The organism is Rhodococcus sp. ZPP, from assembly GCF_017656075.1.
Taxonomy (GTDB): Bacteria; Actinomycetota; Actinomycetes; order Mycobacteriales; family Mycobacteriaceae; genus Rhodococcus_F; species Rhodococcus_F oxybenzonivorans.
The window spans coordinates 2,924,957-2,942,227 of sequence record NZ_CP058638.1; the positions used below are offsets into that span (position 1 = coordinate 2,924,957).

Here is a 17,271-nt window from a genome sequence, read left to right on the forward strand (position 1 = left end):
TTTTCTCCATCGTCGCGCAGCGGGTGGAAGTCCGCAACGCATTCACCCCATCGGGTCGTCGGCCCCGGGAATCACGCGATGTTCGAACGGCGGCTCGATCGTTCCCCACCGCACACATTCCCAGCCTCCGCCGGGGGTCGGTACCAACTCGACCGACTCCGTGTTCGCGAGGTGGTTATTGGCGGCGAACAGCCCGGGAACATCCGCCAGCTGTGCGGCGACGAGGCGGATCGCGGCGCCGTGGCTGACGAGGACGACATCTCCCGATCGGTTCGGATCGTCGAGATACTCCGCGCGCAGGGCATCGACGACCGGCACGTAGCGGTCGAGGATGTCGTGAGCGGATTCGCCACCGGGTACGCGGGCTCCCAGCTCACCCGCGTGCCACAGGTGGAATGTCTTCATGAACAGGGCGTGCGATTCATCGTCACGGCGATCCTCGAGTTCACCCGCCTGCGCCTCGTGCAACCCCTCACGGGTCTGGGCGGTAAGCCCGGTGGCACGTTCGACCGCGTTCGCCGTCTGCCGGGCGCGCAGGGCCTCCGAGTTGACGAGCGCAGCGAGCGACGCACGGGCCGCGAGCCGGGCCCCGAGAGCGTCGGCCTGGGCCTGCCCATCCGGGGTCAGCGGTGCGCCGGGCAGCCGTGTGTCGAGTCGGCGTTCGACGTTCGCCTCGGTCTGTCCGTGCCGTACGAGAATCAGCTTGCCGCTCACAGTTCCCTGTCTCCCTGACGGATTCGTTCGATCCAGTCCGCCGCGTCTCCGTCGGACGGCGGGGGCGGACCACTCGGGTTCGCGGCCGGCCACGAGCCGAGGAAGCGCACGGTCGACTTGCGGTGCAGCGCGCGGAACGCCTCGGCGACCAGCGGATCGTCGAGGTGACCGATGCAGTCGACGAAGAACCGGTAGGAGCCGGGTTCGGTGCGAACGGGCCGGGATTCGATGCGGATGAGGTCGATTCCACGAGTGGCGAACTCGGAGAGGACGCTGACGAGCGATCCGGGTTCGTTGTCGGGCTGCAGCACCGCGGAGCTCCGGTCGCTACCGGTGCGCGGCGGGACCCGCGTCGGGGCGGTGACGAGCACGAACCGCGTCCGCGCGCCGGCGACGTCCGCGACACTGCTGGCCAGTGCGTGCAATCCGAGACGCCTGCCGGCCAGCGCGGTCGATACCGCGGCGTCGGCGAGACCATGCGAGACGTCCTCGGCCGCACCCGCATTGGACGATGCGGTCTGAATCTCGGCGTCGGGGCAGTTCTTGTCCAGCCAGGTCCGCACCTGGCCGGCGGCGACGGGATAGGCGCGCACGGTCCGCACCTGGTCGAGGCGATCGATGCCGGGTCGACCCAGAATTTCGAACGCCACGTCCAGTTCGGTCTCCGCGACGATCTGTAGCCGTTCGCCCAGGGCCAGGGAGTCCAGCGTGGGCACCACAGCCCCCTCGACAGAGCTCTCGATGGGGACGACGGCACCGTCGACCACACCGTCGCGTACCAGCTCGAGCGTGGCCGGGGGGCTGGACGCGGCGACGCGTTCGACCGGCCCGTCGAAGGCGCCCGCCCCCTCGAGTTCGGCGAGCGCCATTTCCGTGAAGGTTCCCGAGGGTCCGAAGTACGCGATCTTTGGCACGCCTATGAGATTACGCATCGAGAGTTGACGGCCCGGCGCTATGCGGTGAATCTTTATCGCAACCCGGCGGCGGCGAGTTCGCGACTCACCCGGGCGGGATCGCTCACCTCGATGCCCAGCAGCACTTCCCGGACAGCCTCGGCCGCCTCCGGACCGAGCGCCGTAAGCTTCTCCGCGGTCGGGTCGGCGAGAGCCGACCGGACGTTGTCTCCGCGCAGCGACGCGACGGTGCCGGACAACAGGGCGAGCACCTCGGCGGCGTCACACGCCCTGGCCACGTATCCGACGTCCGCATGGGCGAGGACCGCAAGGAAATCGGCCACCTCACCGATGGAGCATCCACTGCCCAGGCCGGGGATGCGTCCGGCATCGGCGAGTTGCTGCGCCGATTCTGCGAGCCCGAGCTCGCCGTCGCCGACGAACACGGCGAGCGGCGAGGGCAGTCGCAACGCGAGTGCGTCGCCGAGCTGCGCCGCAGGGCAGTCGAGGTGGAATCGGACTGCCTCGTAGGACGCCTGTTCTCGGGTACGCAGCTCGGCGGGGTCGATGTCGAGGCCGACGATGATGCGGCCCGCGTCGGTGCCGTGGCAGCCGATCAGAGTGGACGCAAGAACCACCCGGGGCCCGACTGTTCCTCCGATCGTGTCCGCGGATACTCCGGCGGTGGGTGCCGCGCTGAGCAGGCCTTCGAGCAGCGACTGCGGTCCGCGCGAACGCGGAACTCCAAGGGAAAGAGGAATTGCCACCTCCACACCGTAATCCTGCGGTGGTCTTGCCAACCGACGCACGTCAGATTAGGTTAGGTTTACCTCAGTATCGCTGCTCTCGAAGGAGGCTCCATGCCCGTCACGACTACCGGACCGACCACCGCCGAGCGTGTGCGTAGTTCGTGCGCACGGACCCAGGAGGCAGTACTCGCTGTCGAGGGCAGCGCTCCTACGGTCACGTCCGTCCACCACCTGCGCGCCGGCGGAGACGTCGTCGTCGCGGTGCCGACCGACTCGGCGGCAGCCACCCTGTCCTGGTTGGCCGGTGGCAGCGGAATCCCCGCGGTCCTGGAGCTGACCGACAATTCCCCGCTCCCACTCCGCGAGCCCGTGCGATCACTCGTCTGGCTACGGGGCACCCTTCACTCCCTGTGCGAGGCGCACACCCGCGCCCTCGCGGACGAGGTCGCCTCCGAATACCCGCATCCCGGACTGCTCGACGTCGGGCACGACGCCACGCTGTTGCAGCTACGGCTCGAATCAGCCGTCGTCGCCGACTCGACCGGCGCCGAACCCGTCTCCCTTCCCGACCTGCTCGCAGCCAGGCCCGACCCGTTCTGGGAAATGGAAACGGCCTGGCTTCAGCACCTCGACGAGGATCACACCGACCTCATCGACCTGCTCTCCCGCAAGCTTCCACCGCACATGCGGCAGGGACGCATCCGTCCGCTCGGCATCGACCGCTACGGGTTGCGGTTGCGCGTCGAGAGCGACAACGGTGACCGCGACATCTGGATGCCGTTCGCGAATCCGGTGGACGACGCCCTGTCGCTGAGCCGGGCGATACGACTGCTCGTCGGATGCCCCTTCGTCAACGGTCTGCGCGCCCGCGGCTGATCGGCATCGGCAACTCAGGGTCCCGCGCGCTAGCGTTGCCGCGTGATCTCGCGGACAACGCTCGACTCCTGGTTACGCCCCGCATCACCCGAGCTGCCGGTGGTGCCGGCGAAGGAACGCCGCGGGCTGTGGATCGAAATCACGATCGTCCTGCTCGTCACCTTCGGGACCAGCGGGTTGTCGGGATTGCTGTCGCTGACCGAGTCCCTGCTGACGCCCGGTGACCTCGCCGACCAAGCGGTGGCGCTGAACGTCGCACGCGCGGAGAACCAGTTCATCGATGCGGCACGGCAGCTGCTCGGTGTCGTAAAACTGCTGTCCTGGGCGGCGCTGGGTCTGTATCTCCTGTGGCGTGGCGGCATCAGCCTCGCCTCGGTGGGGCTGGGGCGGATCCGGTGGCGACCCGACGCGATACAGGGTGTCGGGCTGGCTGCGCTGATCGGGCTCCCCGGCCTCGGCTTCTACTTGCTGGCGCGTGCGGTGGGCGCCAACCTGACCGTCGTCCCGAGCACGATCGGTGACCATTGGTGGCGGCTTCCCGTCCTCGTCCTCTGGGCGATCGCCAACTCGGGGGCCGAGGAGGTACTGGTCGTCGCCTATCTCGTCACCCGACTGCGGCAACTGGGATGGAGCGAGAACTCGTCCCTGCTGGCGTCGGCCCTGCTGCGTGGCACCTACCACCTCTACCAGGGCTTCGGCGGCGGGCTGGGCAATGTGGCGATGGGTGTGGTGTTCGGCCGGTACTGGCAGAAGACCGGCCGGATGTGGCCACTCGTGATCGCGCACGCCACCATCGACTCGGTGGCTTTCGTCGGCTACGCGGCACTGCGTGGCCACGTCGGCTGGATTCCGTAATCCTTCGAGACCAGTAAAGTCGTGCGGGTGACCGGCGACGCACACTATCCACCGCTGCCGCCCCGTCCGCATCGGCGGACGCAGGGCGGCGGGCCCGCGCCGCAGTCGCCGAACCGCCGTACCCCACCTCCCGGCCCGCACGGTTCCGCCCCGCCTCCGCCTCCTCGCGTTCCGCCACGAGGATCTCCGGGACCGCCGCCGCCGCGACCCCGGCACCCGGCGCCCCGCCCCGGCCCAACAGGTCCGCCTCCGGAAGGAACCCAGGTGATCCGGCGAGACGGGCGAGGCACCCCACCCGCCCCGCAGCAGGCGTGGTCGCAGGCGCCCGAACCGCGATTGTCGCGGTCCGCGCCTCCTCGCTCGGACGGCTACGCGCCCACCCAGACGCCGCAGCCCTATCGTGAGCCACCGCAGTATCGTCAGGCGCCGCAGTACCGACAGGCGTATGTCCCGGATCGGCGCCCCCCTCGCAACCCGCCGCCCCCGCTCGCGCCTCCCCGCAACCCCGAACCACCGCGTCAACGCAGACCCAGACGCCGGCGAAACTGGGGCAGTCGCATCGGCATCCTCTTCCTGGTGTTGATCCTTGCCCTCGCCGGCATGACCTACTACCTGGACACCTCCCTGAACCGGGTCGACGCCCTCGCCGATTACGACGGCCGGGTCGGCGACACCCCCGGCACCAACTGGCTGCTGGTCGGGTCGGACAGCCGCACCGGGTTGACACCCGAACAGGAGCAGGAGTTGTCGACCGGCGGCAACAGCGGTCCCGACCGCACCGACACCATCATCGTGATGCACCTCCCGAGCAGCGGCGGGCCGGCGACCATGGTGAGCATCCCCCGCGACTCCTACGTGTCCATACCGGGCTACGGCGAGGACAAGATCAACGCGTCGTTCGCATTCGGCGGCCCGCAATTGCTGGTGCAGACGGTCGAGGAAGCATCCGGGCTGCACATCGACCACTACGCCGAGATCGGGTTCGGCGGTTTCGCCGGGATCGTCGACGCCATCGGTGGTGTCGAGATGTGCCTGGATGCCCCCATCGACGACCCCCTCGCCGGCATCAACCTGGCGCCCGGCTGCCAGGAGCTGTCCGGCTCGGACGCCCTCGGATTCGTCCGCACCCGTGCAACGGCGCTCGCCGACATCGACCGCATGAACCACCAGCGGAAGTTCATGGCCGCGCTGATGGCGAAAGCCACCAGCCCGGCAACGTGGCTGAACCCGTTCCGGGTGTGGCCGCTGGTCACCGACACAGCCAAGTCGTTGCGCGTCGACGAGGGCGATCACATCTGGAACCTCGCAATGCTCGCCTGGGCGGTGCGCGGTGACATGGTCACCACCACGGTCCCGGTGGCCGGATTCGAGGATATCGACGGTTCGGGGAACGTGCTGGTGTGGGACGACGAACGGGCGTCGCAGTTCTTCGGCGCCCTCGCCGAGGATCGGCAGGTTCCCGCCGAACTGGTCACCACAGGCCAGTGACGCCGCATCCGTAAACTGAGCCGCATGACACAGTCGGCGCCAACGAAACCCAGTGAATTCCACCACCTGCTGCAACAGCAGATCCGCAACGAATTCACGGCGTCACAGCAATACATCGCGGTGGCCGTCTACTTCGATTCCCACCATCTCCCGCAGTTGGCGAAGCGGTTCTATACCCAGGCCACCGAGGAACGCTGCCACGCGATGATGATGATCCAGTACCTCCTCGACAATCACGTGGACAGGACCGTTCCGGGTATCGACGACGTGATCACGGATTTCGACTCGGTGCGGGCACCGGTGGAACTGGCGCTGAAACAGGAAGAAGCGGTCACCGAGCAGATCACGAAACTCGCCCGCACCGCCCGCGACAACGGGGACTACCTCGGCGAGCAGTTCATGCAATGGTTCCTCAAGGAGCAGGTCGAGGAAACTGCGGGCATGAACACCCTGCTGACCATCGTCGACCGCGCGGGCCACGATGTGTTCAACGTCGAAGACTTCGTCGCCCGGGAGATGAACGCCGCCCCGCGCGCCGATTCGACCGCGCCCAAGACCGCAGGTAGTGGAGCCTGAAGGCGCCCCTGATAAACCCGAAACGGTGCGCGATAATTCGGCGGAATTCGCGCCGAATTAGGCCGCAATAAGTTTGGGAACCCTTGCCATAATTAGGCAGAACTTGCATGACAACGCCGTCTGACCAGCTATATCGTGTGTCCCATGACTTCCGTTGACGCGCACAAGACAAAATTCCACGCTCTGCTGCACGACCAGATTCGCAACGAATTCAACGCGTCACACCAGTACACCGCGACTGCCGTCTATTTCGATAATGCGGACCTTCCGCAGCTGGCCAAGCACTTCTACAAGCAGGCCGTCGAGGAACGCAATCACGCGATGATGATCATCCAGTACTTCCTGGATCGCGGAATCAACGTGGAGCTGTCGGGTGTCGACGCCGCGAAGGGCAACTTCGAGAATGCGCGTGAGCCGATCGCGCTGGCTCTGACGCAGGAGAAGACGGTCACCGAGCAGATCGTGCAGCTCGCGAGCACCGCCCGCGAAGAGGGCGACTACCTCGGTGAGCAGTTCATGCAGTGGTTCCTCAAGGAACAGGTCGAGGAGGTCGCCAGCATGACCACTCTGCTCGCCATCGCCGACCGCGCGGGCGCCAACATGTTCCATCTGGAGGACTTCGTCGCTCGCGAGATGAGCGTCGTGGACGACACCGCCGGAGCGCCTGCTGCTGCCGGCGGCGCCATCTAGGCGGCTCCGCCGCCCGTGAGTGGTTAACGAGTCTCTGCACTCCTTAACCACTCACGGGCCCGGAGGGCCTAGCGCAACGTGACCTGGCGACCGCGGAGGCCGTCGCGGGCGCGGCGCTCGTCGGTGGTGAGCGGAGCATCGACGGCCAGCGCCTGCGCGAGTCGGTCACCGAGCTCGACCGTGGCGGCCGCCCACTCGTTGGGGTGCTTCTCTCGATCCAGGTCGAAGACCGGAACGAGAAGGCCGTGCGTCCGGAAGGAGCCGGCATAGCGCGACCCTTCACCCAGGTGCAGCCCGCCGGTGGCGTGGACCCGCGCCAGCGCCAGCATCAGGTCGTCCTCGTTTTCGGGACGCACCCAGCGGATGTGCGCCTTCTCGCCCGCATCTACCCACCACGCCGCCACGACGCCTTCGGCTTCGACCCGCGCGGACGGCATGATTGCCGCGTTGGCGTGCTGCACCGTGGTCGCGACCTCGGGTGCCGGTTCCACCCCTTCGGGGATCCACCAGTTGAAATCCTGGTGCACCGTGATGTCGAGCAGAGCGTCCGCGTCGATCACCTCGGCCGGTGCGGGGGTGTCGGCACCGGGGTTGGCGGAGGCCAGCGATTCTCCGGCCGCGGCGTCTCGAACCCACACGACGGAGGCCGCCAAGTCGGCACCGAGGTCCGCAGAGTGCGCCTGGACCTGTACACCGACGAACCCGGTGGCGTCCTCGCCTTCGTCACGGACGAGCGCCGCCACGGCACCCGGCAGGACGGTCGCCAACGTCACCGGACGCGAGGAGTCCTTCACCGGCAGCGGTGCTGTTGCGGAGGGGACGAATTCACGCAGCGCGACGAGGTCGCATTCCGCGGCGAGGCCTTCGAAGGGGCGCGTCACGGCCGCGGCGGCACTTTCCCGTTCCGCCTTCCGCTGCGCGAGCTTCTCGGCGCGGGCACTGTCGGGCTTCGGTCCACTGTTTCTCTTGCTCTTCTTTGCCACGACGCCAAAACCTACACGCCGGAAGAGCCTCGGTCAGGAGGCCAGCCAATTCTTGGTGCGCCCGGGGTGGTTGGTAGCCACCCAGCTGACGCCGAGTTCGCGACACAGAGCGACATCGGTCCGATCGTCGACGGTCCAGCAGTAGGTGGCCCGTCCTGCGGCCGCGGCCTTGTCGACCATGTCGGGGTGCTCGTGCAGGGTCTTGACCGAGGGACCCACCGCGGTGGCGCCGACCGTCGTGGCCGCTCCTCCGCCGAGATAGCGGGCCGACTCCCCCAGCAGCACGGTCGGAAGCATCGGCGCCGATCTCCGGATCCGCCACACGGCTCCGGCCGAGAACGACATCACGACGGCGCGCGAGTGGTCGGCCGACGGCGGGGACGCGATGCCGAACCGCTGCAACTCGGCCAGGACCTTGCTTTCCACGAGCCCGCCGAACCTGACGGGATGCTTGGTTTCGATGAACACCTTGACGGGCCTCGCCGAGGCGAGAGCGAGCTCGATGAGCGCACTCAATTCGAGAAGTTCGGCGGGCTCTTCGGCGGTGCCGTAGTTGTATTGGGCCAGCTCGTCGCGCGTCATCTCGCTGACGACGCCTACGCCGTCGGAGGTGCGATCGATGGTGCGATCGTGGACGCACACGAGGTGGCCGTCCTTCGTGAGCCGCACATCGCATTCGAGCCCGTCGGCACCCTCTCTCAGCGCGAGTTCGTACGCGGCGAGGGTGTGTTCGGGCTTGGCTGCGGACGCACCACGATGCGCGACGACGAGCGGTCCGCGCCGATCGGGGCTCACGAGGCGAGCGCTTCCTGATCAGGTGTTCCCGAGTTCTTTGCCGGTAGTTCCGATTCGGACGGCGGATCGGTGGCGATCACCCAACGGGTGACCGCTTCCTTCGTCCCCTTCAGAGTGCGGCCCTCGAGTCTGCGCAGAACCAGCAGGGCGAGCAGCGCGGTGGCCGCCGCGATCATTGCGGTGAACGCAGACAGGAGGACGCCGTCAGCCATGGCCTGCAACCCGGGACGGGACCGCCAGAACCAGTTGAAGACGAGGAGGACGACACCGAAGACCCACATGGCCCACCACGCGCGCACGAGCGTGACAGCTCGGGGATCTCGCCGGACGACCTCGAGTAGGAACACACCCGGCATCACCAGGTTGAGGCCGGGGACGGCGCAGCCGACGATCAGTTCACCGGCGGAACGCGGATCCGACCTTCGCTCCCGGGCGAACGTGCGGCGGCGGATCCGCAGCAGCCAGCACACGCCACTGATGCCGGACAGCAGGGCAAAGAGCATTCCACCGGCTTGGGTGACGAAGACGGCGACATCCGAGACGGCGAGCACGGTCGGGTCGACCAAACGGGTCCTGTTCCAGACGAGGACGGCGTAGCGACCCAGTTCGGCAGGCACGGCCAGCGCGTACAGGCCGGCGGTGACGATCAGGAAGGTGGCGGCCTTGTCGGCGAGTGCGTCCGGCCAGTTCCTCCCCCCATGAGGAGAATCGACGTGGTCGTGAAGTCCCCAACGCGGAACGTCGGTGTAGTGGGGTGTCGGAGTGGGCGCCGGAGGATCAGCGGCCAGCCCCCCACGCCGGAGGGGTGGTCGCGCCACCCAACGGAAGCCTCGCTGATCGGGAGAAAGCTGCTGCTCCGTCCGGATGGGTGCGAGGAGCACGCCGTGACAGCGAGGACACCACTGTGCCGGGGCGCCGAGAACTGGCCACCGGCCGGCGCATCGTGCGCACACCTGAATGACGCTCATGCCGTCCGCACCCACTTCACAGTTCCGATTCTGTCACGACACACCTGTTGGGGTCGGGCAGCGACCGATTCGTCCTTTTCCCGCCAATTTTGTGAGCTGCGCCACGGGGATTCTCGAGTTATCCACAGTTTCCACAGGTTCATCCACAGTTATGAACACTGCTCACACCGCGCAATTCCTGGTCAGAAGGCGTGGACAATCTCCGTTGTTGACAGCCTCGACATGAACGGTCCACAACCGTGGATGAACTTGACACCGCAGGTCGGTAAACGATGCGATTCGGCTGGGCGACGGCGCGGCCCGGAATTACCCCTCCATGCCGGGTTGCCCGCGAAGCAACCCGAAAACTCCGGACCGGCCGTCTTCTCCCCCACCGCGTGCCGGGGCAGATTTTCCCCGACACCTGATCTGACGCGGCCCGGTGCCGTTTGGTTCCACTCGATCTGTAATCTCGGAAAACGATGACGGACGACGTCGGATCGCGGTGGCAGCTCGGACCCGCCCGCGTCCTCCACCTGGCTCTGGGCCTCATCGCCGTATCGCTACTCGTCCGGTCGTGGGTGGCAGCTCGCAGCGACTTCTACTGGGACGATCTGATCCTCAGTGGGCGGGGCGGGAGCCTGCCGCTCCTGTCAGCCGACCTTCTTGTCTACGACCACGACGGTCATTTGATGCCCGGCGCCTTCCTGGTCGCCGGTATCGCGACGCGAATCGCGCCCTACCAGTGGATCCTGCCGATGCTCACGATGATCGCGCTTCAGGCGGCGGCGTCCTACGCGGTCTTCCGGTTGTTGCGCAAAATTCTGGGACTGCGGCCCGCGGTGCTGATCCCTCTGGTGCTGTATTTGTTCACGCCGTTGACAGTGCCCGCGTTCGCGTGGTGGGCGGCGGCGCTCAACGCACTACCTCTGCAGATCGCGCTGGCCTGGGTGGCGGGTGACGCACTGGAGCTGTGCCGGACGGGACGACGCAGATACGCGATCTCCGCCATCCTCGTCACCGTCGCGGGGTTGCTCTTCTTCGAGAAGTCTGTGGTGGTGCCTTTCGTGGCGTGCGCGACCGTGGCGTTGCTCGCGCACGTCGACGGCGCTCCTCGACCGCTGTGGTCCACACTGCGGCGCGGCGCTCCCCTGTGGATCGGTTCGGGAGTGGTGCTCGGTGGGTGGGCGGCGCTGTACCTGTTCACCGTGGAGTCGCAGTTCGAGTGGGCAGGACCGTCTCGGGCGTTCCAGTTGTTCCACCACGCGACCTCGCTGGGTCTGGTGCCGACGTTGCTCGGGGGGCCGTGGACGTGGGACCGCTGGATTCCGAGTCCGCCGTGGGCGTCTCCGTCCCCGGCTCTCGTGGTGGTGAGCTGGCTGGTTCTTCTCGCTGTGGTGGTCGCGACGATGCGATCGAAGCGGCGCATCGGTGCGGTGTGGATTCTCACTGCCGGGTATTTCCTGCTGTCGGTGGCCGCGATGGTGGTCACCCGATGGGGAGCCGACACCACCTACGAGCTGGCCCAGACTCTGCGCTATTTCACCGACACGGCGGTCGTGTTGGCGATCGGTACCGCGCTGATCGTGCGGGCGCCCGCGCGGGGGCCCGTCCCGGTCCCGTTCCTCACCCGGCCGGTCGTGGCGGCGACCGTGGTCGCCGCGTTCGTGGTCGGCAGCCTGTGGTCGACGTACACGTTCACGCGGAGCTGGGCGGAGAACCCGACCACCGACTACCTGACCACGGCCCGCGCCTCCCTGGCCGAGCATCAGGACGCAGCCCTGCTCGAACAACCGGTGTCGATCTGGGTGCTGCTTCCGGTGGCGTATCCGAACAATCTCGTCAGCCGGGTCTTCGCGCCCCTCCCGGACCGTCCTGCATTCGCCGACAGCACGGACCGGCTACGGATGCTCGACGACTCCGGGAAGTTGGTCGACGCGCAGGTGACGTGGGTGCGGTCGCTCGAGCCGGGGACGGTACCGGACTGCGGGCATCTGGTGGACCAGCGCAGCTTCGTCCCAGTCGCTCTCGACGGCCCGCTGACGGGATGGGAGTGGACGGCCCAGCTGAACTATCTCGCCAGTGCGGACGGTGAGCTTTCCGTGGCCATGGAGGTCGGTGATCCCGTGCGGGTGCCGGTGCACCGCGGGCTCAACTCGGTGTACGTGCGCCTCACGGGCGGCGGGCAGAGTCTGCGGGTGAAGACGCTGACTCCTGAGCTGTCGGTGTGTGTGGGTGTGGGCCCGGTCGGGGTCGTCGTACCGAAGTAGCCGGGCGTCCCGGGAGATCAGAGGCCGTACCGGGACCAGGCGATACGGGTACTCGCCGCCCCGACCACGGCTGCCAGTGCGTCGTCCCATCCGGCGGCGGGCAGACCGAGTTTCGCGAAGAGCGACCGGCGCGGGCCCGTCAGTTCGATGGTGGCGTCGGGGAATCGCTTCTCCACCACCTCGCGGAGGGTGCCGATTCCGTCCACGACGCCGAGTTCGACGGCCCGTCGGCCCAGCCACACTTCGCCGTTGAACAGCTCTTCCTCGGTCGCCTTCAGCTTGTCACCGCGGCGTTCGATTACCCAGTTCCGAAACTCGTCGTGGATGCCCTCCTGGATCTGTTCGAGCCACCGCACGTCCTCCGACTTCTCGGCGAAGAACGGGTCGAGGCGGGCCTTGGCCTCGCCTGCGGAGTGCAGCCGTCGCTCGATGCCCATGCGGTCGATCAGTTCCGAGAATCCGAACCCCGCCGAGATCACGCCGACGGAACCGACCACCGACGTCGCGGTGGCATAAATTTCGTCGGCCGCACATGCGAGCCAATATCCGCCGGACGCCGCGACATCTTCACAGAACGCAAGCACCGGCAGTTCGTGCTCGGACGCGAGCTGCCGTATGCGGGCGCCGATGTACTCACTCTGCGTCGGCGAACCACCGGGACTGTTGATGAGGAGTGCCACGGCCTTGGCGCCGTGTGCGGTGAAGGCCCGGCGAAGCGGTTCCTCGACCGACTCCGCGCTCAGGACCCGCCCGAAACCGGCGCCTCCCGACGCAATCATTCCGTGCAGGCGCACCACCGGGACCACGCCCGCACCGCCGCCACCGAGTGCGTCGGGCAACCTGTCGGCCAGCGGTTTCGGCAGGGAGAGCGGGATCTTCTTGGCCATGAATTCAGCGTACCGACGACGCATCGGGCAAAGTGGCTGCCATGGAGTTGCGAATCTTCACCGAACCTCAGCAGGGCGCTACCTACACCGACCTTCTGGCCGTGGCGCAGGCCGCCGAACAATTCGGCTATGGCGCATTTTTCCGCTCCGATCACTACCTCGCGATGAACAGCGAGGGCTTGCCCGGCCCGACGGACGCGTGGATCACCTTGGCCGCTCTGGCCCGGGAGACCTTCACCATCCGGCTGGGCACCCTCGTCACCTCCGCGACCTTCCGCCATCCGGGACCGTTGGCCATCTCGGTGGCGCAGGTCGACGACATGAGTGGTGGACGCGTCGACCTCGGGATCGGCGCCGGCTGGTTCGAGGAAGAGCACAAGGCGTACGGCATCCCGTTCCCTGTGCTGAAAGAGCGTTTCGAACGACTCGAGGAGTCGCTGGCGGTGATCACCGGGCTGTGGCGCACACCTCGTGGTGAGTCCTTCTCGTACAGCGGGAAGCACTTTCAGATCGAGAACTCACCTGCCCTTCCCAAACCTCGACAGCCGCAGGGCCCTCCCGTCGTGATCGGCGGTGCGGGCAAGAAGAAGACGCCGGCTCTGGCCGCGAAGTACGCCGACGAGTTCAACGTTCCCTTCGCCTCCATCGAGGACACGCGCGACATCATCGAACGAGTCCATCTCGCGTGCAAGACCATCGACCGCGACCCCACCGAGTTGGTGTATTCCAACGCGCTGGTGTTGTGCTGTGGCCGCACCGAGGAGGAAGTGTCCCGACGGGCCTCGAACATCGGGCGTGAGGTGAGCGAACTGCGGGAGAACGGACTCGCCGGGTCGCCCGCCGAACTGGTCGACAAGATCGGCCGTTACACCGAAGCGGGATCGCAGCGCATCTACCTGCAGACCCTCGACCTGAGCGACCTCGACCACCTCGAACTGGTCGCGAGCGAGGTACTTCCGCAGCTGAGCTGAACCAGGACAACTACAGCACAATCAGGGTATGAGGTTGCTGCTTCTTGCCGACACCCATGTGCCCAAGCGTGCGCGGGATCTTCCCGCCCTCGTCTGGGAGGAGGTCGACAAGGCCGATGTGGTCATTCACGCCGGGGACTGGGTGGACGTGGCGCTGTTCGATGCCCTCGAGGAACGGTCCACCCGGCTCGTCGCCTGCTGGGGAAACAACGACGGCGACGACCTGCGCGCGCGGATGCCCGAGACGGCTGAGGTGACCCTGGAGGGGGTGCGCTTCACTGTCGTGCACGAGACCGGGGCGTCCACCGGCCGGGATAAGCGGATGTCCGCCGCCTACCCCGACACCGACGTTCTCGTCTTCGGGCACAGTCACATTCCGTGGGACACGGTCTCCGACACGGGTCTGCGCCTACTCAATCCGGGGTCACCCACGGATCGGCGTCGTCAGCCGTTCTGCACGTACATGACGGCCGACGTTCGGGACGGGGAACTGCGCGAGGTCGAACTGCACCGACTGTGACGGGCCGCCCGGTCAGTGGCGGGTGGTCGAGTCCAGGAACTGGCGGAGGTCGCGGTCCCACTGGGCGTCGCGGCCACGGTTGAGGGACGCCCGGGTGATGAGGAAACCGGACATCGCGATCAGCATCACCACGAACCAGGTGAACAGTCCGGCGATCACTCCGGCCACTCGTGCGGCAGACGCCGACATCGGCTGGGTGGTCAGGTTCCCTTCGCCGTCAACCCAGATCTGTTCCTCGGTGCCGGCGGGAGTGGCGGGATCGACGGTGATGTCGGCGCGGCGGGTCTGGTCACCCCACGTCCACTTGGCCGGGGCGGTGTCGACTCCGGACGGTGCGACGTCGGAGGACATCGTCACGCCTGTGGAGTCGGCGAGGGTGGTCGCGGTGACGGTCCGAAACTCGGAGGTCTGCTGCTCAGCCAGCACCTCTTGACTGGCGGCGGTCTTCGCACCCGCGAAGATGGCGAGCGGAAGCATCGCAAAGGCGAGCACGATCACTGCGAGCGTGAGAAGGTTCTCGATGCGGTCGGAACGTCGCATCAGAGGGTTGCGCCGGGTGGAGCCGGGCCGCAGCGGCAGCCCTCCCGCTCGAGAGTTCTTCCACATGTCGTTCCGGTCCTCTCGCCGACAATCTCCTGCTTCCAGGGTCGTACGCTTCGCAAACAAGATCAAGTCATCGAGGTGTGTGCTTGGGCACTGTGTGGTATTACACCTCTACTGATACTCCTCCCGGGGTTCGTCCGCATAGGGCCAGTTCCCGGTGTTCTTTGGGGCTCATTCCCCGTACTCGCTTGAATGCCGCACTCAGCGCGAAACCGCTGCCGTACCCGACTCGTTGCGCAACCGCGGCCAGGGTGGCGTCGGGCTCGCGGAGCAGGTCGGCGGCCAGAGCAAGCCGCCAGTGGGCCAAGTAGGTCATCGGCGGCTCCCCGACCAATTCGGTGAACCTGCGGGCAAGGGCAGCCCGGGACATCCCGGTCTCGGCGGCAAGCGAAGCGACGGTCCATGGTTGCGCCGGATTGTTCTGCAGGATGCGCATCGCCTTGCCGACCACCGGATCGGTCTGTGCCCGCACCCACGACGGCGTCTCGACCGCAGGCCGGGCGAACCACGCACGCAGCACGGCGATGAGCAGTAGATCGAGCAACCGGTCGAGAACCGCTTCCTGGCCGGGCTCGTCGCGCACCACCTCGTCGTGCAGAAGGGTGACCAGCCGGGAGTCCCAGTCGGTGCGGCGTTGCACTATCAGCGGGGGCAGCGCCGACAGCAGGCGGCGGCTGATTTCGCCGGGAGTCGTATACGTTCCGGTCAACAGCACGGTGCGGCCGCTGGGGTTGTTTCCCCACGTCCGGACGCCCAGATCCATCGATTCGGCGAGCGGTTCCCCGTGCAGCGTCGTGCAGCTCTGGTCGGGATTGATGACGACGCGCGGCGCCCTCGCCGGGTCATCCGCGACGACGTAGCGTTCCGGTCCACGCACGACGGCGATGTCCCCCTCGGTCAACCGGATGGGTTCACCGTCATGGGGGGAGATCCACGCCTCGCCGCGGCCCACGGCCACGAGACTGAGCGGTGCACGGTCGTCGATCTGCAGCGACCACGGTGGTTCCATGATCGAGCGGAGCACGAAGGCTCCGGTGGCTCGGGGACCGCTGATGAGACCGGCGAGGGGATCCATGGACGCGATCGTAGACGCTGACGTATGGATGAGCGCTTCTCGACCATGGATAGTCTCACCACTTCCGTCTTGACTGGTCGCATGACAACGACAACCTCCACCCTCGTCCTGACCGGCACCGGCAAGATCGGCGGTCGCGTTCTCCGCGGACTCGGCGCCGCGGGAGCGCCCGCCCGCAGTGGTTCACGATCCGGCCACCCGCCCTTCGACTGGGACGACGAAGACACGTGGACGCCCGCGCTCGAGGGCATCACCTCGGTGTACATCGCCTACTACCCAGACCTCGCCGTGCCGGGGGCCGCCGAGGTGGTCGAGAATTTCACCGAGACTGCGGTGGCAGCCGGAGCACAACGGCTGGTCCTGTTGTCCGGCCGGGGCGAACCGGAGGCGGAGCGGAGCGAACAGGTGGTGCAGAAGTCGGGCGTGGAGTGGACCATCCTTCGCTCGAGTTGGTTCAGCCAGAACTTCAGTGAAAGTTTCATGGCCGACTCGTTGCGCACCGGAACTCTCACTTTGCCCGTCGGCGATGTCCTCGAACCCTTCGTCGACGCCGACGATCTCGCCGACATCGCCGTCGCCGCACTCACCGAGGACGGACACGCGGGCGAGTTGTACGAGGTGACCGGCCCCCGCTTGATGTCGTTCGCTGACGCCGTCGCCGCAATCTCGGAGACAACGGGGCGCGACTTCCGTTATATCACCACCACTTCGGCCGACTATGCGTCACTGCTGGCCGCGGCGGGGTTGGCCCCCGATGCGATCGGTCTGCTCACCTACCTGTTCGAGGACGTTCTCGACGGGCGGAATGCATATCTCACCGACGGCGTGGAGCGGGCTCTCGGACGGGCACCGAAGGACTTCACCGACTACGCCCGTGCCGCGGCGGCAGCAGGCGTCTGGAAGGAGAGATGATGGTGCGTTCCCTGCTGATCGTCACGGCCGTGGGGGCGGGGTTGATCGGCGGTGTGATGTTCGCGTTCTCGACGTTCATCATGCCGGCGCTGAGCCGCCTCGAACCGCGTCAGGGCATCGCGGCCATGCAGGCGATCAACCGTGCAGCGCCGAATGCTTTCTTCATGACCGCGTTGTTCGGTACGGCGGTGACCTCGATCGCGCTGGCGGTGGCGACGGTGGTCCGGCACGACGCCTCGGCGAGCTACGCAGTGATGGCGTGCGTTCTCTATTTCACCGGGATCGTGTTGACGGTGGTCTATCACGTCCCTCGCAACAACGCGCTGGACGTGGTCGATCCCGGCGGGAACGACGCAGCGGACGTCTGGGGAAACTACGTGCGCGGGTGGACTGCGTGGAACCACGTCCGCACGGTCAGTGCACTGTCGGCCTCGGCGGTCCTCGTGTGGGCAGCGACCGGAACCTGA

The 17,271-nt window shown here is 67.1% G+C and carries 19 protein-coding genes; 10 read left to right on the forward strand and 9 right to left on the reverse strand.

What is annotated here, in order from left to right:
• Nucleotides 1–42: 42 nt before the first annotated feature.
• The 3 genes from HYG77_RS13885 to HYG77_RS13895 are packed head-to-tail and all read right to left on the reverse strand — an operon-like array spanning nt 43 to nt 2,374.
• Nucleotides 43–714: a histidine phosphatase family protein gene (locus HYG77_RS13885; RefSeq protein WP_208962946.1), complete on the reverse strand. Its 672-nt coding sequence runs from the start codon at nt 712–714 to the stop codon at nt 43–45.
• Nucleotides 711–1,646, reverse strand: coding sequence for a prephenate dehydratase (gene pheA / locus HYG77_RS13890; protein WP_109325989.1), 936 nt, complete (start codon nt 1,644–1,646; stop codon nt 711–713). Before pheA ends, HYG77_RS13885 begins: the two co-directional genes overlap by 4 nt.
• A gap of 35 nt (nt 1,647–1,681) precedes the next feature.
• Nucleotides 1,682–2,374: a hypothetical protein gene (locus HYG77_RS13895; RefSeq protein ID WP_208962947.1), complete on the reverse strand. Its 693-nt coding sequence runs from the start codon at nt 2,372–2,374 to the stop codon at nt 1,682–1,684.
• Nucleotides 2,375–2,467: 93 nt separating this feature from the next.
• On the opposite strand from HYG77_RS13895, the gene HYG77_RS13900 reads away from it, so the two are divergent.
• The 5 genes from HYG77_RS13900 (at nt 2,468) to HYG77_RS13920 (ending at nt 6,841) form a co-directional block, all read left to right on the forward strand.
• Nucleotides 2,468–3,232 (forward strand): DUF2470 domain-containing protein, encoded by a 765-nt coding sequence (locus HYG77_RS13900; protein ID WP_208962948.1) that lies wholly within the window; start codon nt 2,468–2,470, stop codon nt 3,230–3,232.
• Nucleotides 3,233–3,274: 42 nt separating this feature from the next.
• Nucleotides 3,275–4,087: a CPBP family intramembrane glutamic endopeptidase gene (locus HYG77_RS13905; protein ID WP_208962949.1), complete on the forward strand. Its 813-nt coding sequence runs from the start codon at nt 3,275–3,277 to the stop codon at nt 4,085–4,087.
• A gap of 264 nt (nt 4,088–4,351) precedes the next feature.
• Nucleotides 4,352–5,575, forward strand: a complete 1,224-nt coding sequence (locus tag HYG77_RS13910) for an LCP family protein (RefSeq protein WP_244461309.1) — start codon at nt 4,352–4,354, stop codon at nt 5,573–5,575.
• Nucleotides 5,576–5,599: 24 nt separating this feature from the next.
• Nucleotides 5,600–6,151: a ferritin gene (locus HYG77_RS13915; RefSeq protein WP_208962950.1), complete on the forward strand. Its 552-nt coding sequence runs from the start codon at nt 5,600–5,602 to the stop codon at nt 6,149–6,151.
• Nucleotides 6,152–6,295: 144 nt separating this feature from the next.
• Nucleotides 6,296–6,841 carry a ferritin gene (locus HYG77_RS13920; RefSeq protein ID WP_109325981.1) on the forward strand — a complete coding sequence of 182 codons (546 nt, stop codon included), beginning with the start codon at nt 6,296–6,298 and terminating at the stop codon, nt 6,839–6,841.
• A 68-nt stretch (nt 6,842–6,909) separates the two neighbouring features.
• On the opposite strand, the gene HYG77_RS13925 is transcribed toward HYG77_RS13920, so the two are convergent.
• The 3 genes from HYG77_RS13925 to HYG77_RS13935 are packed head-to-tail and all read right to left on the reverse strand — an operon-like array spanning nt 6,910 to nt 9,587.
• Complete coding sequence (locus HYG77_RS13925; protein ID WP_109325966.1) at nt 6,910–7,824, reverse strand: DUF5926 family protein; 915 nt, start codon at nt 7,822–7,824, stop codon at nt 6,910–6,912.
• A 33-nt stretch (nt 7,825–7,857) separates the two neighbouring features.
• Entirely contained in the window at nt 7,858–8,619 is a 762-nt protein-coding gene (locus tag HYG77_RS13930; RefSeq protein WP_109325965.1) for a glycerophosphodiester phosphodiesterase, read from the reverse strand.
• Nucleotides 8,616–9,587 (reverse strand): DUF4328 domain-containing protein, encoded by a 972-nt coding sequence (locus tag HYG77_RS13935; protein WP_208962951.1) that lies wholly within the window; start codon nt 9,585–9,587, stop codon nt 8,616–8,618. The genes HYG77_RS13930 and HYG77_RS13935 overlap by 4 nt, the downstream gene beginning before the upstream one ends.
• Nucleotides 9,588–10,048: 461 nt before the next feature.
• Here HYG77_RS13935 and HYG77_RS13940 point away from each other — a divergent pair, with 461 nt between their 5' ends.
• Nucleotides 10,049–11,836, forward strand: a complete 1,788-nt coding sequence (locus HYG77_RS13940) for a hypothetical protein (protein ID WP_208962952.1) — start codon at nt 10,049–10,051, stop codon at nt 11,834–11,836.
• Nucleotides 11,837–11,853: 17 nt separating this feature from the next.
• On the opposite strand, the gene HYG77_RS13945 is transcribed toward HYG77_RS13940, so the two are convergent.
• Nucleotides 11,854–12,723 (reverse strand): S49 family peptidase, encoded by an 870-nt coding sequence (locus HYG77_RS13945; RefSeq protein WP_109325961.1) that lies wholly within the window; start codon nt 12,721–12,723, stop codon nt 11,854–11,856.
• A 41-nt stretch (nt 12,724–12,764) separates the two neighbouring features.
• On the opposite strand from HYG77_RS13945, the gene HYG77_RS13950 reads away from it, so the two are divergent.
• Nucleotides 12,765–13,694: an LLM class F420-dependent oxidoreductase gene (locus HYG77_RS13950; RefSeq protein ID WP_208962953.1), complete on the forward strand. Its 930-nt coding sequence runs from the start codon at nt 12,765–12,767 to the stop codon at nt 13,692–13,694.
• A 28-nt stretch (nt 13,695–13,722) separates the two neighbouring features.
• On the forward strand, nt 13,723–14,214 hold the full coding sequence (locus HYG77_RS13955) for a metallophosphoesterase (RefSeq protein WP_208962954.1): 492 nt from the start codon (nt 13,723–13,725) through the stop codon (nt 14,212–14,214).
• Between the two features lie 12 nt (nt 14,215–14,226).
• Here the strand turns inward: HYG77_RS13955 and HYG77_RS13960 are convergent, their stop codons facing one another.
• Together HYG77_RS13960 and HYG77_RS13965 are read right to left on the reverse strand one after the other, a co-directional pair.
• Nucleotides 14,227–14,820, reverse strand: a complete 594-nt coding sequence (locus HYG77_RS13960; protein ID WP_208962955.1) for a hypothetical protein — start codon at nt 14,818–14,820, stop codon at nt 14,227–14,229.
• A 100-nt stretch (nt 14,821–14,920) separates the two neighbouring features.
• Nucleotides 14,921–15,892, reverse strand: coding sequence for an AraC family transcriptional regulator (locus tag HYG77_RS13965; RefSeq protein WP_208962956.1), 972 nt, complete (start codon nt 15,890–15,892; stop codon nt 14,921–14,923).
• 81 nt (nt 15,893–15,973) lie between these two features.
• On the opposite strand from HYG77_RS13965, the gene HYG77_RS13970 reads away from it, so the two are divergent.
• Both HYG77_RS13970 and HYG77_RS13975 read left to right on the forward strand, forming a co-directional pair.
• Nucleotides 15,974–16,804: an NAD(P)H-binding protein gene (locus HYG77_RS13970; RefSeq protein ID WP_208962957.1), complete on the forward strand. Its 831-nt coding sequence runs from the start codon at nt 15,974–15,976 to the stop codon at nt 16,802–16,804.
• Complete coding sequence (locus HYG77_RS13975; protein WP_244461310.1) at nt 16,801–17,271, forward strand: anthrone oxygenase family protein; 471 nt, start codon at nt 16,801–16,803, stop codon at nt 17,269–17,271. Before HYG77_RS13970 ends, HYG77_RS13975 begins: the two co-directional genes overlap by 4 nt.